This is a genomic window from Xanthobacter sp. BG11Y11_SDJG (assembly GCF_057364445.1).
In genome coordinates, this window is the sequence record NZ_JBNFNU010000002.1 from 44,911 (window position 1) to 68,517 (window position 23,607).

At 61.4% G+C, this 23,607-nt stretch carries 22 protein-coding genes and 3 pseudogenes; 11 read left to right on the top strand and 14 right to left on the bottom strand.

Annotation, left to right across the window (positions count from 1 at the left end):
* Window positions 1-11: 11 nt before the first annotated feature.
* From AC2W7M_RS00785 to AC2W7M_RS00805, 5 genes are all read right to left on the bottom strand, one after another.
* Entirely contained in the window at window positions 12-932 is a 921-nt protein-coding gene (locus AC2W7M_RS00785) for a nucleotidyl transferase AbiEii/AbiGii toxin family protein (RefSeq protein WP_486129377.1), read from the bottom strand.
* Window positions 922-1,542 (bottom strand): type IV toxin-antitoxin system AbiEi family antitoxin domain-containing protein, encoded by a 621-nt coding sequence (locus tag AC2W7M_RS00790; protein WP_486129378.1) that lies wholly within the window; start codon window positions 1,540-1,542, stop codon window positions 922-924. The genes AC2W7M_RS00785 and AC2W7M_RS00790 overlap by 11 nt, the downstream gene beginning before the upstream one ends.
* 212 nt (window positions 1,543-1,754) lie before the next feature.
* Window positions 1,755-2,474, bottom strand: a complete 720-nt coding sequence (locus tag AC2W7M_RS00795; RefSeq protein ID WP_486129379.1) for a DCL family protein — start codon at window positions 2,472-2,474, stop codon at window positions 1,755-1,757.
* Window positions 2,475-4,958 carry an AAA family ATPase gene (locus AC2W7M_RS00800; protein ID WP_486129380.1) on the bottom strand — a complete coding sequence of 828 codons (2,484 nt, stop codon included), beginning with the start codon at window positions 4,956-4,958 and terminating at the stop codon, window positions 2,475-2,477. It lies immediately after the preceding gene.
* Window positions 4,951-5,229 (bottom strand): hypothetical protein, encoded by a 279-nt coding sequence (locus tag AC2W7M_RS00805; protein WP_486129381.1) that lies wholly within the window; start codon window positions 5,227-5,229, stop codon window positions 4,951-4,953. The genes AC2W7M_RS00800 and AC2W7M_RS00805 overlap by 8 nt, the downstream gene beginning before the upstream one ends.
* A 471-nt stretch (window positions 5,230-5,700) precedes the next feature.
* Here AC2W7M_RS00805 and AC2W7M_RS00810 point away from each other — a divergent pair, with 471 nt between their 5' ends.
* Window positions 5,701-7,983, top strand: a complete 2,283-nt coding sequence (locus AC2W7M_RS00810) for a ParB/RepB/Spo0J family partition protein (protein WP_486129382.1) — start codon at window positions 5,701-5,703, stop codon at window positions 7,981-7,983.
* A gap of 55 nt (window positions 7,984-8,038) precedes the next feature.
* Here AC2W7M_RS00810 and AC2W7M_RS00815 read toward each other — a convergent pair whose 3' ends face one another.
* Together AC2W7M_RS00815 and AC2W7M_RS00820 are read right to left on the bottom strand one after the other, a co-directional pair.
* A complete protein-coding gene (locus tag AC2W7M_RS00815) occupies window positions 8,039-8,182 on the bottom strand; it encodes an SEC-C metal-binding domain-containing protein (protein WP_486129383.1) in 144 nt (47 codons plus the stop codon).
* Window positions 8,183-8,208: 26 nt separating this feature from the next.
* A complete protein-coding gene (locus AC2W7M_RS00820; protein ID WP_486129384.1) occupies window positions 8,209-10,167 on the bottom strand; it encodes a nuclease-related domain-containing protein in 1,959 nt (652 codons plus the stop codon).
* A gap of 906 nt (window positions 10,168-11,073) precedes the next feature.
* Between AC2W7M_RS00820 and AC2W7M_RS00825 the strand changes: the two genes are divergently transcribed.
* Window positions 11,074-11,391: a DUF736 domain-containing protein gene (locus tag AC2W7M_RS00825; protein ID WP_486129385.1), complete on the top strand. Its 318-nt coding sequence runs from the start codon at window positions 11,074-11,076 to the stop codon at window positions 11,389-11,391.
* A 68-nt stretch (window positions 11,392-11,459) separates the two neighbouring features.
* Here the strand turns inward: AC2W7M_RS00825 and AC2W7M_RS00830 are convergent, their stop codons facing one another.
* Entirely contained in the window at window positions 11,460-12,110 is a 651-nt protein-coding gene (locus AC2W7M_RS00830) for an abortive infection system antitoxin AbiGi family protein (protein ID WP_486129386.1), read from the bottom strand.
* A 272-nt stretch (window positions 12,111-12,382) separates the two neighbouring features.
* Here AC2W7M_RS00830 and AC2W7M_RS00835 point away from each other — a divergent pair, with 272 nt between their 5' ends.
* The 3 genes from AC2W7M_RS00835 to AC2W7M_RS00845 all read left to right on the top strand — a co-directional run bounded on the left by AC2W7M_RS00835 (window position 12,383) and on the right by AC2W7M_RS00845 (window position 14,325).
* Complete coding sequence (locus AC2W7M_RS00835) at window positions 12,383-13,225, top strand: DUF932 domain-containing protein (RefSeq protein ID WP_486129387.1); 843 nt, start codon at window positions 12,383-12,385, stop codon at window positions 13,223-13,225.
* 307 nt (window positions 13,226-13,532) lie between these two features.
* Window positions 13,533-13,736, top strand: coding sequence for a transcriptional regulator domain-containing protein (locus AC2W7M_RS00840; RefSeq protein WP_486129388.1), 204 nt, complete (start codon window positions 13,533-13,535; stop codon window positions 13,734-13,736).
* 70 nt (window positions 13,737-13,806) lie between these two features.
* Window positions 13,807-14,325 carry a DUF2285 domain-containing protein gene (locus AC2W7M_RS00845; RefSeq protein WP_486129399.1) on the top strand — a complete coding sequence of 173 codons (519 nt, stop codon included), beginning with the start codon at window positions 13,807-13,809 and terminating at the stop codon, window positions 14,323-14,325.
* Between the two features lie 316 nt (window positions 14,326-14,641).
* Here the strand turns inward: AC2W7M_RS00845 and AC2W7M_RS00850 are convergent, their stop codons facing one another.
* The 6 genes from AC2W7M_RS00850 to AC2W7M_RS00875 all read right to left on the bottom strand — a co-directional run bounded on the left by AC2W7M_RS00850 (window position 14,642) and on the right by AC2W7M_RS00875 (window position 19,148).
* On the bottom strand, window positions 14,642-15,109 hold the full coding sequence (locus AC2W7M_RS00850; protein ID WP_486129389.1) for a P-loop nucleotide/nucleoside kinase family protein: 468 nt from the start codon (window positions 15,107-15,109) through the stop codon (window positions 14,642-14,644).
* A 161-nt stretch (window positions 15,110-15,270) separates the two neighbouring features.
* Window positions 15,271-16,257 carry a S41 family peptidase gene (locus AC2W7M_RS00855; protein ID WP_486129390.1) on the bottom strand — a complete coding sequence of 329 codons (987 nt, stop codon included), beginning with the start codon at window positions 16,255-16,257 and terminating at the stop codon, window positions 15,271-15,273.
* Window positions 16,258-16,333: 76 nt separating this feature from the next.
* Entirely contained in the window at window positions 16,334-16,990 is a 657-nt protein-coding gene (locus tag AC2W7M_RS00860; RefSeq protein WP_486129391.1) for a transglycosylase domain-containing protein, read from the bottom strand.
* Window positions 16,991-17,069: 79 nt separating this feature from the next.
* Window positions 17,070-17,864: a hypothetical protein gene (locus AC2W7M_RS00865; protein WP_486129392.1), complete on the bottom strand. Its 795-nt coding sequence runs from the start codon at window positions 17,862-17,864 to the stop codon at window positions 17,070-17,072.
* Window positions 17,861-18,769 carry an ABC transporter ATP-binding protein gene (locus AC2W7M_RS00870; protein WP_486129393.1) on the bottom strand — a complete coding sequence of 303 codons (909 nt, stop codon included), beginning with the start codon at window positions 18,767-18,769 and terminating at the stop codon, window positions 17,861-17,863. Before AC2W7M_RS00870 ends, AC2W7M_RS00865 begins: the two co-directional genes overlap by 4 nt.
* Before the next feature lie 76 nt (window positions 18,770-18,845).
* On the bottom strand, window positions 18,846-19,148 hold the full coding sequence (locus AC2W7M_RS00875; RefSeq protein WP_415217668.1) for a DNA -binding domain-containing protein: 303 nt from the start codon (window positions 19,146-19,148) through the stop codon (window positions 18,846-18,848).
* Window positions 19,149-19,605: 457 nt separating this feature from the next.
* Between AC2W7M_RS00875 and AC2W7M_RS00880 the strand changes: the two genes are divergently transcribed.
* The 6 genes and pseudogenes from AC2W7M_RS00880 (at window position 19,606) to AC2W7M_RS00905 (ending at window position 23,379) form a co-directional block, all read left to right on the top strand.
* Window positions 19,606-19,875, top strand: coding sequence for a helix-turn-helix transcriptional regulator (locus tag AC2W7M_RS00880; protein WP_486129394.1), 270 nt, complete (start codon window positions 19,606-19,608; stop codon window positions 19,873-19,875).
* Window positions 19,876-21,000, top strand: coding sequence for a replication initiator protein A (locus AC2W7M_RS00885; protein WP_486129395.1), 1,125 nt, complete (start codon window positions 19,876-19,878; stop codon window positions 20,998-21,000).
* A complete protein-coding gene (locus AC2W7M_RS00890) occupies window positions 20,997-21,515 on the top strand; it encodes a DUF2840 domain-containing protein (protein WP_486129396.1) in 519 nt (172 codons plus the stop codon). Before AC2W7M_RS00885 ends, AC2W7M_RS00890 begins: the two co-directional genes overlap by 4 nt.
* Window positions 21,512-22,056, top strand: a pseudogene (locus AC2W7M_RS00895) (S26 family signal peptidase). The gene AC2W7M_RS00890 and the pseudogene AC2W7M_RS00895 overlap by 4 nt, the downstream one beginning before the upstream one ends.
* A gap of 67 nt (window positions 22,057-22,123) precedes the next feature.
* Window positions 22,124-22,458: pseudogene (locus AC2W7M_RS00900) on the top strand (DUF736 domain-containing protein).
* A 4-nt stretch (window positions 22,459-22,462) separates the two neighbouring features.
* A pseudogene (locus tag AC2W7M_RS00905) lies at window positions 22,463-23,379 on the top strand (lytic transglycosylase domain-containing protein).
* Window positions 23,380-23,607 lie beyond the last annotated feature (228 nt).

A 23,607-nucleotide genomic window follows, 5' to 3' on the forward strand; every position in this document is an offset into this window, starting at 1 on the left:
TTCTCGTTCCGCTACGCCTCATTGATTGCTTCCCCCGGCGACCACGGCCCGCTCGGCGGCCAAATTCGTTCTTCCTTCAATCCGACGACCAACGGCATCAAGAAGAGGCGAAGATCGGCGACGGTAGCGGCGAAAGCATCTGGTGCGGCTGCCATTCGGTCCCGGTCCAGGAAGGCGCGCCATTGAGCGGTCCATGCTTCCGCGAATTCATCGGTCAGACCGACCGGAACAACAGACGGGAGGACCGTTCCGCGTCGTTCGAAGGTCCGCTGAATTGCCTCGACAAGGGGAGCCTGGCGAAGTTCGAATGTTCGGGAGATCACCCAGAGATCATAGAAATCCTTGAGCCGGCTATTGGCCACGCCGAGCGTTACGAGCGCTTCGAATTTCTCGGCCACCACCGTTTCGACCGGATATGCGCGAAGGCGCGGCGTTGGGGCGTCCAGCAGGGTGGGATAGTCGATCTCGACGGCCGCAGGTGTAATGGCGTCGCCGAAACCAATGTCGACCTGGATCGGAATACGCGCCCCGGCGATGGTTGCCGTTGTGCGGACCCGCACACCACCATATTCCGCCTCCTCACGGATCGGGGCCGCCATCAGCGCGGCGACATCAAACGTCACACCGTCATCGGCGACCGGCTGCGCACAAATGGCCCGGAAGGTTTCGGCAATTGCCTCGGCGTCGCTGTCGCCGTGGCCAAGCAGATCCAGATCGCGCGTGGGCCGAAACGGATCGGCGACCCATGTCACGAAGAGCATCGCACCTTTGAGGATGAAGCGGTCGCGGTGCGGCGACGCGCTTAGCCGGTAGAGCAGACGCTCGAGCGCATATCGCGTCAGGAGAATCTGGAAATCCGATCGCTCGGCACGTGCCCGATCGAGGAGCCGCGCTCGCACTGATGCGCCGATGTTGCGAGGCTCACGCGGCATCAGACACCATTGCCTCGACGTAAGGACGCATGATCGACCAGACCCGCGCCTTGCGCGCGTAACGCCAGATTTGATCCGGTTTGCATCGGCGACGGCGGAGACCCTCGCGCAGTCCCTCCATCGCGACGTCGAGGCCGATCTTCGTCCGGTAGCGAAAGCAATCGACAATTGTCCTCGCCGGATCCGTGATGGGAACGTCGACATTCTCGATGCGGTGACGCTCGACCCCTTCGGTCAGTGCCGACCCAGTGAAGCGCACGAACCGAATAGGGGGATAATCGATCTTGGGCCGCCAGGCGGCACGGTCGATCGCCATCCATACAGCCGACGGCATCTGCAGCGTCAGTTCGTGGTATTGGAGGGCTGAGGTTAGGCAGACCACGCCCTTTGGAACCAGAACCGCCGCTTCAGCCAGCGTATGGGCAGCCTCGACGTGTGCGTCGGGGAGTTGATAGAGGCCACGTGCCGGGCGGATGACCGCCTCCTCCCGGACAAGGCGCGCGAGCGTCTCCGGGCCGATGCCTTCGGCAACGAACTCCTTCAGCCGGAGCATACCTCGGGCTTCTAGAAGTTTCAGCGCACGAAGCCGCTGGGCGCTAGTGGATGGCATGGACGGTGACGTTTCCTCTGACAAAGAAATATGTAGCAGAGGTTTTATCACAAGCTGGCTGGCTTGGGAATCCCCGGTTTTCGCCCACCACCAACCTTCTCGAAGCTTGGCCGAGCGGCGCCGGACGACGACAGCGTCGCCGCCGACCTCATATTTTCCCAGTACGTCGATGAGACGAGAAAGCGCGACTAAACTCTCGTGGTAAGCAGCGGCTATCCTGTCAGCGTGATCCGGCCGTCCTTCAGCCGATGCCGACTGGCTTGGGCCAGGTTGACGGTATTCCGCACGAAATCGAGCCGCGCGATCCCAGCATGGTAGGCTCGGAACGCCTCGCTCAAGGCGTCATCGGTCACCTCGGGTGAGACTTGATCATCCTTGCCTGTCGTGAGCGGCACATCGTCCAGCGATAGACCACGCCCGCAGAGAAACGTCGTCACGATAACCTCGAAGGTCATTGGTGGACGGTGATCCATATGCGCCTCGTCCCGCGCGATGCGTTCGCCCGTCACGGCGCAGGAAACCAGACCGTCAGAACCGCTATGGGTGGCGAAGAAATTATCGCGGGCCTTGTAGAGATCAAAACGCACCACACGTCGAAAGGCTTGAGCGACCTCCTGCTTACGGCTGGGTGGTCGCTGGGATATGCAGTGCGGATAGGAGAAATCCGTGCCACTGCCATCGGTGCGGATGATCCGGAAGCATTGCGTCCCATGCTCGGTCATCATGACCTGAAAATGGCTGACGCCACAGCCCACCTTGGCGACATATTCGGTGTGGCGTTCGAGAAGGGCGGCAACGTCGAGGCCATCCTCGTCACTCACTCGCTCACCAGGCCGGTAGCGATTCAGCATGGCCTTGAAGAAAGCCGTGGCGTCGCCTTGCTTTTCGAAGCTGCGCGTCGCCAGCTCTACTGGTTTCGAACGCCCTCCCATTCAAGCCACCCCTGCCGGCGCTGCCGCAAACTCGAACTGCGCCTCGCAGCCATCATGCGCACAAACTGGCTTTTTGAGAGTAAAGGGCCGCTGGAATTTCGTTCGACTGCACTTCTTGCAGCCGAACTGGCTGCGGAAAGCCTTGAACTCCTCCCAGCGCGCCTTCTCGTCACCAATCGAACCGTCGCCATAGGGCCCGTCCTGGAAGTGGCTGCCGAAATTCTCGATCTCGCCCTTCACCAAACTGTCGAGAAACCGGTTGTTGACGCCCGGCACCAGCGCCGGCGCCAGCTTGGCATCCTTGAGCAGGCCAGCGAGCGCCGAGGCCAACTCGCTGCGTTCGTAGGAATAGGCCCTCTCCAGCGGTCGGATACGGACGCTGACCCCGAAATCCCGACAGATGCCGAGAAGCCATTCCTCCTCGGCCTGGCGCATCTCGTTGGCCGCCGACTGGCCCGCCGCCCAACGCGCCTCGATCATCTCATCGCTGACCTTGTGATCAGCGAAACGCGGCCCGTAGGCCGGATCGAGGCCAATGATCCGGGTGAAGTGCCACGCTTTCGCCTCGAGCTGATCCTTCAAATAATTGAAGAACCGCTCGTCGTGCGTGGTGATCAGGATCTGGCAGTTGCCGAACATGGTGGCGATGAGCCCGGCAATGGTGCGCCGATGATCGGCATCGTAGGAGGTGACGATGTCATCCAGCGCGATGATGGGCGCGCCGACGTTAAACTGCTGGATCGCCGCCATCCGCAACGCCAGGGCCACCGAATGGATCTGTGAGTCGCTCAAATAGCCGCCCGGCTGCACGCCCGTGCGGTTTTTAGCGAAGTCGATCAGGAGGTTGAGCCGCTGCTGGTTCGTGTCGTCTTCCGCCGGCAGCTCCAGCCGGATTGGCGTGGCGCCAGCGCCCTGGATCAGCTTGTAAATATCGTTCATCGGCGTCTGAAGCTTGTCGAGCAGAGCCTGCACCTTCTTGCGGATTTCGGCCGAGATTATCGTCGCCTGCGCCGTCAAGGCGTTGGAGAGTTTCCCCAGCTCATCGAGCGTTCGCAGCGCAAGGTTCCGCTCGGTCTGTAGCTCCAGCAGTCGATCGATCTTCGCCTTGGCCTTGATATAGGTGTGGTCGCCTTGCTTCGATTCGATGTCGGCGATGGCCTGATCGAGCGCGGCGAGCAGCTTGGCGATTGCCAAAACAATGTCGGCCGAGGCCGGAACGGCAGTCTGAGGCCAGCCGGCGACGCCTACTTGATAGGCGATAAGATCGGCTTTCAATGCCGCCTCGCCGTCGCCGAGGTGGCCAATCAGTCCTGGCAGCGCCGCTACCAACTGGGTATGGGCCTTGGTCACCGCAGTCTTGGCCTCGTCGAGCGCCTTCTTGGCCGCAGCGTAGTCCGCCAACTCCTCGAGGTGCTTGGCGATGTGTTCCCGGATCGTCTCAGCGCTACCAGCCGCCGTGTCCGCGACAGGTGTCGCGCAGACGGGGCAAATGTCAGGTGCCGCCACCCCTTCGGCAAAAAGCGGCTCTGCGGCTTTCCACAAAGCCTGAAACACGGTGCTCGCCGCCTTGCCGCGTTCTTCCGTTTCTTTACTCTCAGCCGCCGACAGCACCGCGACAGCCGCGTCAAAGGTCGGAATCGCACCGCTGACGACAGTCTCGCCGCTCTCCGTGTCCGTCGTCTCCGCCCGCAAAGCGGCAGCCGCATTGCGGATCTGGCGCAGGCCCGCAAGCCCGATCTTGTTCTCCTCGGCCTTGGCGCGCGATCCCAGTTCGAGATAAGCCAGATCGCCGGCCGCCAGCGCCGCCAGCACTAGCGACGGATCGAGTGGCGCCAGGACCGACGTGTTGGCGTGGGAGAGCACTGCCGCCGCATCCCAGGTTTTCACCGCCTGGGCCGTCTCCTTGGCAAGCTGGGTGTCCACGCGCTGCAGCGCCGTCTCGTCCTCGGCGGCGGCCTTCACGTGCGTGCGCAGCGAGCGAATGTTCTTCTGCACCTCAACCAGCGGGCCGAGCTGCAGCCAATTGGCGACATCCGTGTAGCGCTGTTCGGGCGTATGGATTTCGACGAACGTGCGCAGCGCATGCCCCCGGATGATCGGCGGCACCGCGAAGCAGGCGTTCACAGTCGCGGCCACCGCCGGTATCGGTCGCTTCGCCCCCGTCGCCGCTCGGCTGCCGCTGGTAGCATCCTTGCCCGAGACCACGCCGATCGTAACCGCCGCCGGAATCTTCGCCTCCTCGGCCAGATTGTGCGCCAGCGCCACGGGTCCAGCCTGGTTGTTGATTGCGCGCTGCCCGAGCCTTTCGAGCGTTCCGTCCTTGGAGAACATGAATTCCAGCGCATCGATGACGCTGGATTTGCCGCTGCCGTTCGGCGCGAAGATCGCCAGGCAACGCTTCTTGCTGAAATCGAACGTCTTCGGTTGGAGATACGCGCGGAACCCTGAAATACCCAAGGACTGAAGAAAGTAAGGATCAGCCATTGGCCACCTCCGGCTTAGGAGGACTGGCACGTTCGCCTGCGAGTTTCAGGATGGCGTCCTTAGCCTGAGCGACGGCGTTCTGCGCGGGCGCCACTTTCAGGATGTGAGTCTTAAGGATCTCCGCCATGCCGGCATCGACACCTTCCTTTTCCTTCAGACTTTCTCCCAAGGCTTTAAGAAATACGTCCGGCGAATCTGCCGGTTCTGCTTTATCTTCCACGCGCATATCCCCCCAGTTGTTTGCATTCGACAATACAACGAGATCGCCCACAGGAGAATGGCGCCTCCTTCGAAACTATGTGCGTTTACGGGGAAAGCCTTCCCCTGCGGTCGAGCCATGGTCTCGCCCGACCCGTTTTGCGAGGGAGGAACTCGCAACGTCCCCTCTCCTAGCGAGAACGCGAACATACGAATGCTGCCTGCTCACACCTTCTGGGATTCCATATCTTGATCCAATTCTTTTGCGCCCGGCCGCCGCTCCGCTCTGGCCGGGCCGGCGGCTTGGGGGCTCTGCCCCCTGGCGCGGTGCAAGGGATCGCTGACTCTCGACTGGGACGGTCTCCCCAGCCTTCCGCGCGGATGCGTGTTTCTCACTCTCGCCATGGCTTCGATCCGCTTGTGCAGGCCGGGTGATCCCCCTCCGTCCCGGTCGCCCTTGCACCTTGCACCCCCCGGTCTCGCCGACGGGCAGGGTTGCAGCGCAGCGCTGCGCTTCAACCCAAGCCCATAGGAGAAAGACACCATGACCACGACCGCAACCAGCGCCCCGACCGACGAACATGGCACGACCGTCTTCATCCCGCTCAACAAGCTCAAGAAGCACCCGAAGAACGCCCGCAAGACCCCGCACAGCGAGGCGTCTATCGAGGCGAAGGCGGCCAGCATCGCCGCCAAGGGCATCCTGCAAAATCTGGTGGTGGAGCCGGAAACGGACGGCGAAGGCGAGCCGACCGGCTTCTATCTCGTCAGCATCGGGGAAGGCCGCAGGCAGGCGCAGATGCTGCGCGTGAAGCGCAAGGAGATCAAGAAGACCGAACCCATCCGCTGCGTCATCGACACGGCGAACGATGCGGCGGAAATCAGCCTTGACGAGAACGTGACGCGCGAAGACCTGCACCCTGCCGACCAGTTCGAGCGCTTCCGCGAGCTTTCGGAAGATCGGGGATGGGGCGCGGAGGAAATCGCCGCCCGGTTCGGCGTGACCGCCCATGTCGTGAAGCAGCGGAAGCGTCTCGGCGCTGTCAGCCCGAAGCTGTTGCAGGTCTATCGCGACGGCGACCTGACCTTGGATCAGTTGATGGCCTTCGCCATCACCGACGACCACGCCCGGCAGGAACACGTCTATGAGAACCTGTCCTATAACCGCGATCCGTCCATCATCCGGCGCGACCTCACCAAGATGAACGTCGCGGCGACGGATCGCTGCGCGGTCTTCGTCGGCGCGCAAACCTATGCCGAGGCAGGCGGCACCATCATCCGCGACCTGTTTACCGAGGATCGCGGCGGCTTCTTCGAAGACCCGGCGCTTCTGGACCGGCTGGCCGTCGAGAAGCTGGAACGGATCGCCGCCGAGGTGCGGGAGGCCGAGGGGTGGAAGTGGACCGCCGCCCATCTGGACTTCCCCCATGCGCATGGTATGCGCCGCGTCTATCCGTATTCGGTGGAGCTTTCGGAGGAAGACGCCGCCGCCTACGACGCCGCACAGGACGAGCTTGAGCGCCGGAATGCGGAATGGGAAGACGCCGATATTGACCTCCCGCCCGAGGTGGATGCGCGGCTCGCAGAGCTTGAAGCCGAGATCGAGCGGATCGACGCCAAGCGCCACGCCTACGATCCCGACGAGATCGCGCGCGGCGGCGCCTTCATCGTCGTCGGCCATAGCGGTGATGTTCGGATCGAGCGTGGCTTCATCCGGGCCGAGGACGAGGCACCGGAGCCGGAGGCGGAAACCGTAGAGGATGGCGAAACCATCATTGACGGCGTGCACGTCAACGCAGATGGCGAAATCCTCGACGACGAAAGCGAGGACGGCGAAGGCGACGACCTTCCCGAAGCCGAGCCGGAAGAAGAGACCGGGGACGCAGGCAAGCCGCTGCCCGATTCCCTCATTCGCGACCTGACAGCACATCGCACCCTTGGCCTGCGCCTCGCCCTTGGCGAGCAGGCGGATATGGCGCTGATCGCCGTGGTCCACGCGCTGGCCGCGCAGACCTACTATCGGGGCGGCAGCACGGCCCATTGCCTCGAAATCAGCCCGACCAGCAATTACCTCGCCGCCCACGCGGACGGCATCGAGGACACGGCGGCGGCGAAGATGCTGAACGACCGTCATGCCGGATGGGCAGCGGACATGCCGCGCGACGTGGCGGACCTCTGGGGCTTCGTCGCCGGTCTGGACCATGCGAGCCTCATGGCCTTGCTGGCGCATTGCGCCTCGCTGACCGTCAATGCGGTGAAGCTGCCTTGGGAGAGCAGCAAGCGCCGCGCCCATGAGACGGCCGACAAGCTGGCGACGGCGGTGACGCTCGACATGACGGCGCACTGGACGCCGACCGTGCGGAGCTATTTCGGGCGCGTCACCAAGGCCCATATCCTCGCCGCCGTGCGCGAAGCCCTTGGCGACGAGGCTGCGGAACGGATCGCGGACAAGAAGAAGCAGGAGATGGCGGCAACCGCCGAGCAGCTTCTGGCCGGGACCGGCTGGCTTCCGCCCATGCTGCGCACCAAGCGACCCGCATGGCTCGATGCTGAGACTGAGGCGGACGCCTCCTCCAAGCCGCCGAGTGAGGACCGGGCCGGGATCGCGCAAGCGTCCCGCCTTCTTGCCGTTCAGCCCCAAAAATCGCGGTCACGCGGGATCGACCCCGCGGGACGATCCGATGACCGTGACCGTCATCGGGTTCAGGAGGAACTTGCAATGATCGTGCTCATGTTGATGGCCCGTCGCGCGAGGGGGCTGAGCGGGCCGGTCACGGGAGCGCCGCCAGCCAATCTGCGTGGGCACGGCTTGTGGCTTCACCGATGATCCGCCACAACAAACTAACAGTCATTCAGGATCAGCGAGCTGCCAGCTTTCGCCGCTATCGAGACAAACAGCATTTCTTATACTTCAGTCTGCTGCCGCACGGACATGACTCGTTGCGCCCAACCTTTTTGGAAGTGCGCCCCATGGATTCAAGCCGAACCGGCGCACGTCGCGGGAGTGCCGAGAGAATTTTGTCCATAGCGACATTGTGCTTCCAAGGATCATTCAAAACAAGTGCATCTCTAATCCGAAGATCTTCTGGACGAACGACGAGCCCGTACCAGCGATCGGCTTTAAGATCGTACTTTTCAATTGGCAGTGCTGAAGGATTTTCTCTCGCGCAATTTCAACCGGCAATGCGCTGAGATGAATCGTCAATCCGGCAGACTGCCCCTCGAAGGGGAAACTAAGATCTTTTGTTACGCGCTCCCTCACCGCCGCTTGGATTTGGCTTTCAAGAGCCCGTGATAGCCCATCGGCCGTCTGGCCCGAAAGCTGTAGTATCCAAAGACCCAATTCGGTCAATTCTGGGATGGTTGCTTCTTGAATCTGGTCAAGAACCGCTCCGGTACGCGTTCCGCGATACCGTGTCAGCACCCCTTTGACTTCAGGGCTGCCAGATACGCCTTGCCGCCGCACCGCCATTGCTACATCGACGTGTGCCGTGAAATCCTCCCCAAGATTGACCATGTCGTACTTGGGATCGAGCCATAGATTGTTCCGAAGATGGTAGGAAAACGGGATCAGCTCATTGGTGATGAGAAGCTTGTCAAAGGCCTGAGCCCGTAGATCGAGGTAGTTCAAGAATTGCAATGGGGTATCGAGAAACTCAACGATGACATCGAGAGTGAACACGTCTGTTACCAGGGGTGGCTTGACAGAGTCTGTGGCGCGGACCTTCAGAAATTGGCGGCTTTGGAAACTCAAGGCAGGATAGTGATCGGCCAGAACACAAACCGGAAAGACGACATCGATGGAATTGGGGAGCTTTATCTCCGCTCCGGACGTATCCCGAAATACGAATGCGTCGGGATTCTGTAGGGCTTCTGCGCAGAGTAACGCCTGATCGTACGCGTTCTCGACTGCCTTTTTAAAATCATCCCGTAGTGCGCGGTCGTTGCCTTTCCGCGCTTCTAGCGTCAACCGCTTCGATTTAGCTTGCACGACGATCGCATGATTGCCGAACAGAACTAATGCGTCGGCTTCCGCATAGCGGTTCTTGCCGCGATAGATGTCGATGTTTCTCAGTACGCGAGCGTCGCCGAAAACGGCTCGGAGCCGATCGCTCGTATAGGTTTCGGTGAAATTTCCCCGATGTGCTGTGGCAGTGGAACGATAACTATCGTCCACCATCATCCAGAAAAACGGCGACTCATACAGAGATTCTTGAAGCTGATAGTGCTGGAGAAGGACATAAGAGCCGTCAGCAATGCACAGGATTGGCCGCACATTCGTTTCGTTGAATTCACTGATGCCACCAAAAGGCGCATTGCGCTCGTGGCTCTCAAACCGAAACGCGCGCAGGACAGCATCGACAGTCGCCGCGTCTAGGCCCGACCTCTCAACAACCTCCTGCGCAGTGAACATGAAAGCAGGCAGAAAGGTCCATTCATCCGGGCTTTTTGGGCGCATCTCCTCGCGAAGTGAAGCAAGCTTGGAAATATGCCCTTCGCCAATCGCCTTTGTGACAGTCAGAGCATCGGTAATGCTGAAACCACGCTTAGCAACAAGCCAAGAATCGTCAGAACTGTACTTCGGAGCAGTCAGGGCCTCATATTGGAAGTTGTATGCAGACTCTCCACCGTAAAAGATGGGCTCACGCATTGCAGCCCCATCATCGAACGGATCCCTACCTTCTGCGAGAAGTGCAGCCCAATCCTTTCCTCCAAAGAATGCGCCCGTCATCATTGCGTGATGAAGTTCTTTCATCAATGAATCTGTGCGATCAACGTAGGCTTGCATGATCTGTGGAGCCGGAAGCTCTAACCCGATCGGCGCCCTAGCCATTAAGCCGATCAACGTGGAGATTTCACTGCGGAGAAGACTGGAGCCCTCATAGTGAGAATCCATGTCTTTTACGACCAGATTTTCACTGAACTTGATGAGGTTATCCCGAAAACAGAAATACGCTATCGCATGAATATATCCGGGCGACGCACAGAGGGCGGCAATCTCCTCAAACACCTCTGCCTCAGTACGGATAACCGGTTTTTTTTCAGCTACACTGCTCCCCAATTTTTCCCTCCCGAAAGACTCACTTTGCGTATCTTTGTGTTCTTTGAAGATGTCGCATCGTTTGGAACCACGGCAACACGGAGGCCACCCCGCGCGGCTGATGCACAAGCGCTTGGTGTTGCCCTTCGGGCCGCGCTTTAGGCTGCGCCGGAACCACGCTTATCGTGCGTTTCCGCCATTCGACTTCAATCGCTAACGCAAAGGGGCGGCAGCGGCATTTCGCCAAATTGCCCCGCAACGGCGAGGCGTCTGAAGGGCTGGTCTCAATCGCAATTGCACCGACGCCAGTAAGCGCTGGGCCGCTACGCTCGCACACTGTCAGGGTGACATAGAACGGCCGGGAGGCGCAGAGCGGCTGTTGGGCCGAGACCATCGACGCGGCCGTACGCGGATGGACGTTCGGCAGCGCCGCCCGCGGATCGCGCCAACGATGGTGCGAGAACAGGGCCGCGTGTCCGTCCTTCTCGCCCGAGGCGATTATGGCCATGGCCTTGACGTCGAGGATTAGGGTGGTGGCGCATCGGCCAGTGGGGTCCACGCCGTTTCCGTTCTCGAGCGGTAATGTGCGAGGGATTGCCGCCATTGCCGTATCCCCCGATTTTCTGAAACGGGCGCTCCATCCGCGAGCTCGATTGGCAAGGGTCTGACCGAAGACCGGCTTCGCCTCGCTCGTCTCCCGCAACGTCCGTCGCCAGCTTTTTCCGCCGCCTTCGGCTTTGCATCGCGAAGCAAAAAAGCCGTCGCCGGCCGCCTTCCACTCGTTCCAGCCCTTCGGGTGCAGGGCCGAGCGTCCCCGGTCTCACGACCCCCATCGAGGTCGCAATGGTGCGGCCCGACAGGAAAAGGAATACGACAATGGCGACCATCGGCACCTTCACCAAGAACGAAAACGGCGCGGGCTTCGCCGGCGCGGTCAAGACCCTGACCCTCAACGTCAAGGCCAAGTTCGTCCCCTCGGAGGGCGAAAGCGAGCGCGGCCCCGACTTCCGCATCTTCGCCGGCGCGACCGAGTTCGGCGCTGCCTGGAAGAAAACCGCCCGCGAAACCGGCCGCGAATACCTCTCGGTCAAGCTGGACGATCCGAGCTTCCCGGCCCCGATCTACGCCAGCCTGGTTGAAGCCGAGGACGGCAGCGGTCACAACCTCATCTGGTCCCGCCGCAACGGCGACTGAGACCGGCCTCCCATCGAAGCAGCCCCGCCGCGGCGGGCTTCTTCATGCTCATGCCCGCCACTCGAAGCCTACGGCTTCAAGATGCCTTTGATTTTTTCCAGACCCCAATAGGGGTCGATGAAGGGGCACTTGTAATTTGGTCCGAGTTGTTCGCGCTCGGCGTTGTCGAAGAAGTCTCGGGCCGCCTCGTGAATATCCTCGGGGATAATCAGGAACGCTGGGTCGGCTTCATTGAAAACGAGATTGCCGGGGTGTCGCCATTCGCGCTCCCACTCGTAGAAGTATGACGAGCTTCCATAGTGTCCTGGCTGGTCGACAAAGGGCGCGATCTTCCAGATGAGATCGTTGGGCTTCCCCACAGCACCCTCAATTAGCATCCGCGTGGCCTTCGCGTGCGGCGTATCCTGATAGGCATAGAGGATCGGCCCGCCGTCGCGTGACACGATGAACTCCTTTCGGAAGACAATCCCATATGGCCCGCGCTTATCAGCAAGACGCTTGAGCTGGTGCAGCGGCACTTCGCTGAAACAAACGCACGGTGGCGACTCCGCGTAATTCTTGCCCATACCAAAACGGTTTTGCGCCTGAAGGCATCGGCTTGCGAGAATCGAGATGGAATTATCGTATTCGCTGCCGGTGGCCGACTTCTTGGTGAAATGAACGACGAACGGAGACATGTCGTCCCAGTTAGGATGCGTCGGGCCAATCAGCTTCTTCAAAACACTCTTCTCCAAACGGCTCAGTGAGCGCCGCCAGCGGCGCGATCATTATATTGAACACTAAGGGCGCTGCCCTCGCGCGGCGCAAGGGATCCCTGACGCTCGACCGAGCCGGTCTCCCCAGCCTTCCTCCACGTCGTTCCTCCGCTCCGTGCAGGCCGGGTGATCCCCCTCCGGCCCGGTCGCCCTTGCACCTTTCTACCCCGGTCTCGCCGACGGGCAGGGTTGCAGCGCAGCGCTGCGCTCCAACCCAAGCCCATAGGAGAAAGACCATGTATCACCAGCTCGCCACCCGGTTCGGCCGCAACTCCCATCAGATCAGCGGGCGCGAGCCGCTGGATAACGAGGCGCTTTATCGTCACGTCCCGTCGATCTTCGCCAGCGAAGCCCATGACAGCCGTTCCGAACGCTATGTCTATGTCCCCACCATCGATATCGTGGAGGGCCTGCGCCGCGAAGGATGGTTCCCGTTCTTCGCCGTGCAGTCGGTTCCGCGCGACGGTTCGCGCCACGGCCACGCCAAGCATATGCTGCGACTGCGCCGCGATGGCGGGATCGGCAAGCCGGAGGCGGCCGAAGTCATCATCGTCAACAGCCATGACGGGACCAGCGCCTATCAGATGTTTGCCGGGATGCTCCGTTTCGTCTGCACCAACAGCATGATCGCGGGCGAGCGCTTCGAGGAAATCCGCGTTCCCCACAAGGGCGGCATTCAGGATCAGATTATTGAGGGCGTCTATACCGTTGCGGAGGACTTTCCGCGCCTCATCGACGCCACCGAGACCATGAAGGAAACGCGGCTTGCGCGGGACGAGCAGCGGGTTTTGGCCGAAGCCAGCCTTGTCGCCCGCTACGGCGAGGAGGAAAGCCCGGTTCAGCCGGATCAGATCATCATGCCGCGCCGCCATGAGGATGCCGGGCAAAGTGTCTGGAGCACGTTCAACGTCATTCAGGAAAACCTCATCCGGGGCGGCCTGCGGGGACGCCGCCAGACGTCGGATGGACGCATTCGCCGAACTCAGACCCGCGCCATTAACGGCATCGACCAGAATGTCGGCCTCAACCGTGCGCTCTGGACGCTGGCCGAGGGTATGCAGCGTTTGAAGGGCAATTGAGCCCGAGCGCCACAGGGCCGCCACCCCGGCGGCCTTTCCTCTTTCAGCGATGACAGCGGCGAAAAAATCGCGTCGATCCGGCGGTGCGGATCGGCGGTGCGGCCATGCCGGACCCATAGCCGCGCTCGCCGGGCTGCGCCCGGCTCGCAGAATCACGCGAGCATTGTTAAGATCACGATAACAAATTGATTAATCGCGACGGCCACTCCAGTTATCGCGAAAAGACCTCTACAGTTACTTATGAAGATATACGAACCTTTCCGTCCGGGTGTTGCTGTGCTTTCACCCGAATAGAGAGGCAACGCCAATGCTGAGTATCGACTGGCGTTCTCCGGCGGCATATAAATTTGCCAAGAGCATTCCCGCCGCCGGTTTCGCTTGGGAGTATCTTCGCCGCGACGACGAGTATCGTCGTGAATTTCAAGCAATAACCGCTTCGACTGAGCCAGCCCCTGAGCGCCTGGAAGCCTTTGTGCAGCGGTGGGGACTGCGATTTTCCGACCGATCCTGAAACCCCGTCGGATCGGCAGACTCTATTCTGGAGTCCACACCTCCAGCCGCAGGCCATACGGCTCATGCCGCTGGAGCACCATGATGGCGAGACCGAGCCCATCGTCACGCTTGCGCATCTCGACGGTCTCGACCTGCGCCAAGCTGAGGATGGTTGGCACGGCATCTGGCAGGTCGATGGCGTCGCGCATCAATTCTGGTTGGGGCACGCCGCTCCCGATGCCGCGGTCTTTTATGGCACGGTCCTGCCCGCCGACGCCTTTTACGATCTCCGTTCTCATGCGGCGCGTCGGTTGGTGAAAGCACTTCAGGGCCAGCGACCGGGACGTGACTATCGCGCATTGCCGGCGCAGCTCCGGCAATGGCATATCACGTCCTTGCGTGCGCTCGACGCCCGGCTACGCGGCGAAAGCTACCGTAGTGTCGCAGAAGTCTTGCTCGGCTTTCGCGGCAGCAAGGAGGATTTTGAGGTCGATCCACGCAAGAACAAGGCTCGCCGCCTTGTCGCCCATGGGGTCAAAATGATGCGAGGCGGTTATCGCCTGCTGCTGCATTATCCGATCAAATTCAGCAAGCCTGCGACCGAATAATATCGCTCGCCTCAAGGCCTGACGCGAGCGAGCGCGAAAGGTCGGACCTGCCGTGCAGTTAAATAAGCTGCGTGCGATATGTCTCTGACCGCAGGCGCAGCGCCGCCAAGATGGCGGAGGCATCGAATGGGCAATAAGACGCCCTGAGAGCGGCCAGAACGGCGGGACTTCCCCGCCTGTCGAACTTTGCCACGACGGCTGTTTCCGGGGTTCGACCGCTGAGCCATTCGTTAGCGTGCATGATGTGCTAGCGCAGTTTGTCCAAAAGGGAAATGGCGTAGAACAACTCGCCGCGCCGTGCGCGCAACTAACCTCCTCACCGGCCGAGCTCATCCTTGGCCGGTGGTTCGAACATGGTGGCCCATTCATCCAAGCTGGCAGGATCGACCTCGGGCGTGTCGGCAGCGCGCTCCTGGTTGCGCCTAGCGATCCTTGATTTCAGTTCGGCCATGGGAACATCGAGAAAATGTATCTTGGTCGTCACACCGATGTCGTTGGCAACGTCGCGGTACGCGTCTCTCTCCTCTTTCGACCAGAACCCATTCTCAAGGATCACGTCGTCACCGCGCCGGAGCAACATCTGTGCAAGCTCCCACTGCAACCCCTCGACTTTAGCTCTTGCTGCTTCGTCATAGAAGTTGAAGCCGAGACGGTGCAACCACTCATCTGGCGACAAGCGCACAGCATTGAATGTCTGCTCTAACTCCTTGGCAAACGTTGTCTTGCCCGAGCCAGGGAGACCACAAATGAGATGTAAGACGGGACGTTCTTTCATATCGGTCATTCTAATCTTTGGTACAGCGTCACTGCAGGAATCCTGGAATTGAACACCGCTTTTTCATGTGCACGTCGAGCTGCGCGCCTGGTTTGGATCCCCGCCGGTAGAGACCCTCGCTATTTCAATGCCGCAGCCCGACAACAAACGTCGTTGTCGGCGCACACATCTCACAATTTTGCCTGTGTCTTCGCCAGCGCCATTGCCGTTTCCAGTGTGTCCTCAAGCGTTGCTTGAACATCGGGGCGCACACCGACGCCTTCCCAGTTGCTACGGGTAACTGGATTTTCGGCCCTGCCCGTCGGCACCACCACAAAGAGGTCCGAACCTAATTCATTAAGCCCGCCCGGATTGGCACCTCCGCGGGTGGCCGTGCCGACTACGATCGCCCGCCGAAGGGCTTGCAAGTCATATGCGAATTCCTCGCCAGCCGAATAGGTCTTTGGACCGACCAGAACGTAGACCGGCTTGCCGACGTAACGCACTGGCGTCGGCGAACTCCAGAACGATTCCGTTCTGAACGTCAACGTCCCGCGATTGCGCCAGATGAGATCGTTGATATGGACGCGCGCACCCTGATCGAGGAAGAAGCTCACGAGATAGGCAACGGATGCCGGATGCCCGCCGCCATTCTCCCGCATGTCAATGATCAGCGCGGCGGTGTCCGACAAGCTGCGCATGGCCTCGTCGGCGGCCGGATTGAAAACTTCAGGCGGAACGAACCGCGTCAAATGAATATAGCCGATATTGCCTTCTAGTCGCTTCACCTCGACACCGGCATCCTGCGGGCTCGCTGGCTTAGGCTGATTGCCGAAGGGCGAACCGAATATCACCCGCACATGACCGTCCTTCGTGATCGCCCGGAGTTGCTCCGTTAGCTGCATCGCAAACTGCGCTCGATCGGTTACGCCGCCGTAGGCGTTTTCCGCTAGCGCCTTTTCCAATGCCTCCGCCGCCTGCGCGCCCCGTTCCGGGAACACGTAGCCCTCCCGCAACTCGGCAGCGATACCGCCGATCGTTTTGGCGACCGTTGCCCGATCCAAGGTTACGCTTTGCGCGGAGGCGGGAGGCACATCGGCTCGCGCCGCAAAAGTACTTGCCAGCAGTGAAATCGCCAAGAGGGAGACAGTAAGGAACGATGAGTAGTTATGGGACATTCAATCTCTACCTCACGAAAAGAGCGCATGACGCTGATTAGATCAAAATAATACCACGAATACGATTCGTGTAACGCTACTCGCAACCCTCAAGCCAAACATCCGAAAAGCCCGCAGGCACACACGCCCCGGCTGCCAGACGCTGGATACGGGCGGCGCGTTCGTCGAGTTTGGCGTCGCTTCGAACGAGATCATAGGAGGCCGGCGCTATCAGCACCGCCGCAAGTCGGATAAACTCGGCTTCGGTCAATTCGGCTGGAGGCCGCCCATAGATCGCTGAGCTTGCCGAATGGAAGCCGACCATCCAGCCATTTGGCCCCTTGCCCATTTCCAGCGTCTCCAACCACAGGGCAAGGATCTGCTCCTTGGAAAGACGGCTCTCCAGCCCTAGCGCATAACCGGTCTGGCGTATCTTGCCGATGCCGGGATGAAATTCCTCAAAGGCAAGCCGCTTGGCAGCCGATTGAGTGATGGTGGTCAACCCAGCGCCCGGGGTCGAGAAATCAATACCGGAATGCGTTGAGAAATTCGGGTCTTCGACCGCGAGCAGAATAGCCCTATGGGCTGCCCCCAGAGAGTCGCCGCCGCGGCCTTGAGCAATCACCGCGTCGGCACGAGCGCGCAAGCTTTCTGCATCCGATAGCGCATCCCAGTATCCCTTAGCGCCATAACCGACGAGGCCGACCAGCAAGAGAGCAAATGCAACACCCGCATATTTAAGTATCCGCATCATTCGACTGCACGTCCCTCAGATTTGTCTTTCGTTGATTCACTCATCAAGGCTTCAGCGAGTTATATGAGTGTTCTCGCTGCTACTCGGTATTCAGAGGTTGACGCAAAAATATAAGAGACCCGGCTGCTAACGCCGCCAAGAGCCATGCCAGGAGTATGCCGAAACCCGTGATACCATGCGGCCCCTCGGCACCTGCAAAAAGCCATGCTCGCGCAGCATCAGCAGCAAAAGACGGCACGGGAACGCTGGCTATGGCAGCGCCAAAATAAGCTTGCAGGATCGAGCACGTTATCCCTACCAGAAATACTGGAACGACTGCCGCGATCATGCTCCGGAATACGATTGTAAGCGTCGCGGTAACTGCAGCTAGAGTCGCTAATTCGAGAAAGGCGATTACAAACGCCGCAGTGAGGACGAGAACGCTGCCCCCTTGAATTGGTGTCCTATTGCTGGTGCCGCCGCCGAGAAAGCCAAGTGCCGTGTTGAGGATCATGTCTCCAACGATTGTCAGAGCCAGACCGATGGCCATGCACAGGAGGCAAACAACGAACTTCGCGGCGAGCAGAGGAATCCTCCCTGTTCGCGGCACGAGGTTGCGCCAAGCCGAGAAGCGGTATTCGACGTAGAATACTGAGGAAACACCGATCGCATAGAGAAGCTGTGCAATCGGATTGCCTGCGATGCCCAATGATTGCGCGGCTGACAGAAGCAAATCGGCTTGTGCTTGCGGGAGGTTTCCTGATCGGAGGACGAAAAAACTCTCTAGTGCGATTTTGAAGCCGAGTGCGGCAGCGGGAACCGACAGAAACCCCCAGAACAGCACTCCTGTCTGTCGTAGAAGCTTCAGAAGCTCTGCCGAGAGTAGAGCGCTCATTGTGGCTCTCTCCGCGTTTCCAGCAAGAATACCGACTCCAGATCGGGGGTGATCCATTTTGCTTCGAATATCCGTATGTTCGCATCTACAAGCGCGCGTATGAGTTCAGGCGCGTCATCACGCTCAATTCGAACATAAACTCCACCATCACCAGCATCGGCCCGCGATGCCAAACGCTCCAACACGGCTTGCGGTGAATCAACGTTGAGCCAAAAGCGAGCTTGGCTATCGAGCAGGTCAGCGACTTTCCCATGCGCCGCCATTCTCCCGCTGCGCAAGATCGCGACGCGTTCGCAAACGCGCTCCACCTCGTCGAGGAGATGGCTTGAAAGCAGCACGGTGATACCGTCCTTGTGGGCTAGATCAACGATCAGCGAACGCATTTCGAGGATGCCATCCGGATCGAGACCGTTGGTCGGCTCATCGAGAACGATAGCATCTGGACGGCCGACGAGCGCGCAGCCGATCCCCAAGCGTTGTTTCATACCCAACGAGAATGCAGCCACTTTTTTGTCAGCGGCGTAGCCGATGCCAACGCGCCGTAGAATGGGCTCTACCATCGTGACGGTATCGCTCATCCGAGCGAACATTTCCAAATGCTCGCGTGCGGTCAGGAACGGATAGAACGCCGGGGCCTCGATCAACATGCCGAGGCGGCGTCGCGATTCCCTGCCAGCATTCTCTCCGAAGATGGAAACCGAGCCGCGATCAGGGCGCACGAGGCCAGCTATGATCCGTAGCAACGTGCTCTTGCCGGCACCGTTCGGACCCAGCAGGCCGTATACACAGCCTTGCGGAACACCAAGAGAAAGCCCATCGAGCGCTTTGAGAGCACGGCCTCCCCATCCAAATCTTTTCTCGACGCCAGAGACTGTAATGGCGTCTTTCTTGTCTCCATCGCTCAATAAATGATCCCGCCTTAAGCATCTCAATCCTCGTGCCGACAATGGCGTTGCGGCACGACGTCATCTTCCGGTTAGCCTATAAGTGATTGTTGGCAATCTCTTGTTCGAGAATACGTCGATAGCCTTTATTTGAGAGCCACCGGGCACGTTCGAGATGGCTTTCCCAGCATCGCCTCGTCCCTGCTTCGTCACGGACGGGATCGCGATGCAGAACGATGCGGGCGACTTCCTGCCAGTCTGCGCCGTCCCGGCTGGCATCAAGCAGACGCAGATAGGTGACGTAGTGTTTCTGGTCATAGCTCGTGACGGCGTTACCGCTTGGCGCTTCATCGGCAACGGCCGGGTCGAGGTCGACTGCAACTCGCATAGCTCCTCCAATCCGAGGAGGTTTCGTTTGCGGTACGCCCCCGCAAACATCCTCTCTGACTCTTGGTGATCGGGGAGTTCGAAACCGTCACGAAACGGCCCCGTGGCCTTTAGTTCGGGTGAACCTGTTGCATACGCCACAGGCTCCCCGACCATAAGGTCAAGGAGTGTGGTGCTGTAACGGCCAGCACCAACCGTTCGTGAGGGGTTTCGACGCCCCGAAGCAGCGCGTCTCTGCTCCGTTTCGAGTCATAGCCGAACCACGCAGGAATGTCTTCGCCGAATCCACCCGGCCGGCAATGACCCACTGAAATACTTCAGGTTATTCGTTTCGGGGCGGACTCGCCGGGGTGCCGCCAGCGCATAAGCGCAAATGCGGCACGCTCCCGGCCGCCGATCCCTCGCCATGGTTCGCCATGGCCCGCCGCCACAAAGGCCGCGCGCATCAACGACGAACTAGAGGTGATCCCATGGCCACCCCCTTGGCGGGCCTCCCGCCACGACTCTTGCGCACGCAGGAAGCCGCTCGCTTCCTCGGCATTTCCATCCGCACTCTTGAGAAGCACCGGACCTACGGCACCGGCCCGACCTATCGAAAGATCGGCGGCCGCGTCCTCTACACCATCCACGATCTCGAATCCTGGTCGGAGATCGGAACCCGCAAATCCACCCGCGACACCGATGTCGGCACGGTTTTCCCCGCGCGTCCGCTGACGCCCGAAGAGCGGGGCAAGTGCTGAATGCTGCACGACGATCACAGCCCCGCGCAGCCGACCGACACGAGCGAGCGCAATCACCTGGCCCCCTTCGTGGTCGCGACGGGCGACGCCAGCCCGCGCGATCAGCGCGATCTCATGGAACGGCCCTTCTTCTCGCTGGCGAAGACGCCGCGCACCAAGCCCATTTTCTACAAGGCGGCCGATGTCGAGGTACACGTGCTCGCCATGCCCGAACACGGCATGGCGACCATCTGGGACGCCGACGTGCTGATATGGGCTGCGTCGCAGATCGTCGCGGCCGAGAATGACGGCCTACGCACCTCGCGCTTCTTCCGCTTCACGCCCTATCATCTGCTGCGCGCCATCGGGCGTCCCACCGGCAACCGCCAATATGTGCTGCTGAAGGCCGCGCTCGCGCGCCTGCAATCGACCGTCATCGCCACCACGATCCGCAACGGCCCGCACTGGCGGCGTCGGCAATTCTCGTGGATCAACGAATGGGAGGAGATGACGACGCGCGCGGGCCGCGTCGAGGGCATGGAGTTCGTCCTCCCCGAATGGTTCTACAACAGCGTCGTCGATCGCACGCTCGTCCTCACCATCGACCCGGCCTATTTCCGGCTAACCGGGGGCATTGAACGCTGGCTTTATCGCGTCGCCCGCAAGCACGCCGGCCACCAGCGCAACGGCTGGCTGTTCGAGGTCGCGCATCTCCATGTGAAGTCGGGAAGCATGGCGCGTGTCTCCGACTTCGCGCTCGACCTGCGCCGGATCGCCGCCCGCCAGCCGCTCCCAGGTTATCGCCTTCAGATCGAGCGCGATCGCGGTCGCGAGCTACTGCGCATCCGCCCCGAAACCTTGTGCACAGTGCCTGTGAATACGCCTGTGGAAACCATCGGCACATCAGGCGCACGCGGTATCGGCACATCGGGCGCAGTCCTATCGGCACATCAGGCGCACGGACCACAGCTAAACCTATGGCCTGAAACTCGGAATCCGGCTGCTAACTTAGAATCTAACAGAGAATCTAACTCTTCTTCTTTGACGCACCCGCGCGCGAGGCGTGGTGCCGGTGCCGGCCGCTCCATCGCCGACGTGCTGCGCGACATGATCACCGACGACGACCGCCATGGAGGCCGGTCATGAGCGGCAGACCTTCTCATCGCGCACACGGCCGTCCGCTGCCGGACGGGCCAGCACCGTTCACCACCCTGGTCGAGCTGACCTTCGAGAAACGTAGGGTCGAGCACTGGATACGCTTCGGCCGCAAAGCTTACGAACAAATCCTCGACCGTCGCCGGAGCGTCGTCGGCTTCGCGCCCGAGAGCATCTTCGCTTTCGTTCGTTGGGCTGCCGGCGAGCATGGCACGATCGTCTCGCGCATCGACATCGTGCGCGCCATCGGCCGCGGTGAGCCGTTCCAGACACTGCCCTTCGTTCGCCCCGGCGGCGAGATCCTGTTGCGGCTCGACGGCTGGCCGAAGGTGCAGCGCGCGCTTGCGGCGATCGACGCGGTGGAAGCGCTTGGCCTGGATCCCGCCGACGCTTCTCCCGATCACTGGCGGCACATCCATAACCGGCTCAGCGCCGGGCTGGAGCCGGCCGCATATACGCCAGAGCGCCATGCCGCTTGGATCGGCCGCCGGAGGATCGATCCATGAGCCGCCACCGCATCCTCGCGGTGACGCTGCTCGCCGTGACCGGCATCGCCGCCACCAGCGTCGCCGACATGCCGACGAAACTCCTATGGAACGTCACCGCCAGCGCACCGGTCGGCTTCTACACCATCGAACCGGCTGACCGGCTCACTGTGCCCGAGCTGGTCGCGGTCATGCCGCCCGAACCATTCGCCGGATTCATGGTGACACGCCGCTATGTTGGGCGCGGCGCGCCGCTCCTGAAACGCATCGTCGGTGTTCCCGGCCAGCGCGTTTGCCGCACCGGCCGCGCCATCGCCGTCGACGCGTGGAGATGGGCGATGCGCTCGACCACGACCGGATGGGCCGCGCTCTGCCGGTCTGGCGGGGTTGCCGTGTCGTCGCCGACGGTCAGCTCTTCCTCATGAACTTCGACGTCCGCGACAGCCTGGACGGGCGCTACTTCGGCCCCCTTCCGGCCAGCGCCGTCATCGGTCGCGCGCTGCCGCTTTGGACCGACGAGGACGGCGACGGCCGCTTCGTCTGGCGCGCACCGACGCGCTGACCGCATCCCCATCGGCGGGAGCGGTGCCCGCCGATGGCTTTCCCAACGCCACCGCATGGAGACAGTCATGCCGCACATCGGTCGATTCACGCGCGAAGGATCCGGCTTCACCGGGCGCGTTCACACCCTTACGCTCTACCACGAACTCACCATGTTCCCGCCGATCCTTCGGATGCGGAGAACGTGCCGGACTACCGCGTCCATCACGGCGCCGACGACGGCCCTGAGATCGGCGCGGCGTGGAAACGTACCGGCGAGAAGGCCGGCGAATATCTCTCAGTGCTGCTCGACGATCCGGCTTTGCCGCAGCCGATCCGCGCCAATCTGTTCCGCGACGACGACGCCGGATCGTCATGGTCGCTGCACTGGACGCGCCTCAAACCGCGCGAAGAGTGGGACTGAGGCCATGCGTCATCCCGTCATCATCGCGCGCACAACTCCAATTCCTTTGTTCGCGGGAATGCCGTCTCATTCCTCCGCCCCGCTCGACCACAAGTCGGCCGGCGCGCGCAGCGAAGGTCAAGGGCGGCCCTCGGCCGGCGCTTCGCGCGCACCCTTGACCGCAGCGAGCACGCCGGCAGGCTGGCGGTTCGGCGGGGAAAGGCGGGCACGGCGCTATGCCTTTATCCTGATCGCTGGCGCGCTCGGCGCGGGACGGCGACGACCCTGGCGCAATCCGCGCCGGCCGCGCGCACGGTCGCCGCCGATCCGCATGGCGGCTACATTGCTGAGGCATCGCAGCGCTTCGGCATTCCCGAGCACTGGATTCGTGCTGTGCTGCGCGCCGAAAGCGCGGGCGACGTACGCGCGATCTCGACGGCGGGCGCGATCGGGCTCATGCAGGTTATGCCCGACACCTGGGCGGGCTTGCGCGTCCGCTATCGCCTCGGCCGCGACCCTTACGATCCGCGCGACAACATCCTGGCAGGCACCGCCTATCTGCGTGAGATGTGGGATCGCTACGGCACTGTCGCGGCGATGCTCGCTGCCTACAATGCCGGTCCCGGCCGCTATGACGAGCATCGCGAGATGGGCCGTCCGCTGCCGGCCGAAACCCGCGCCTATGTCGCCACGCTTGCTCCGGCGCTCGGCGGCGCGGTCGCGGCCGGGACGCCGGAGAAGCAATCCGTACTGCCGCCCGATTGGCGTGATGCGCCACTTTTCGTCATGCGTCCGAGCGACGGACGAAGCGCCGATCCGGTGCAGACTATCGGTACATCAGGCGACGCTCGCCCGACCGTTCCGGTGCGCGAGCGCGGAGATGCAGAGCCGCGAGACGGCCGCATGTTCGTCCCGCGGGCCGACGACGGGAGAACGCCATGAGGATGGCGTTCTCCCGTCCGTTCGTGCTGGTTCCGGTGTGCAGTCAGGCAGGGTCGCGCCTGGCCGCATTCCCGGTCGGAAGGGCGGAAAGGTCAAAAAAGGCGGAGTGCCGCCCGTAATCGGCAGGACGGTTCCCCGCCGAAGAGCGCGCCACCAACAGCTTCGCCGCCCGGTAAAATCTCCCGCGTTACGCAACGCAGGAGGCGGGTGATGGACTTCTTTTGCGGG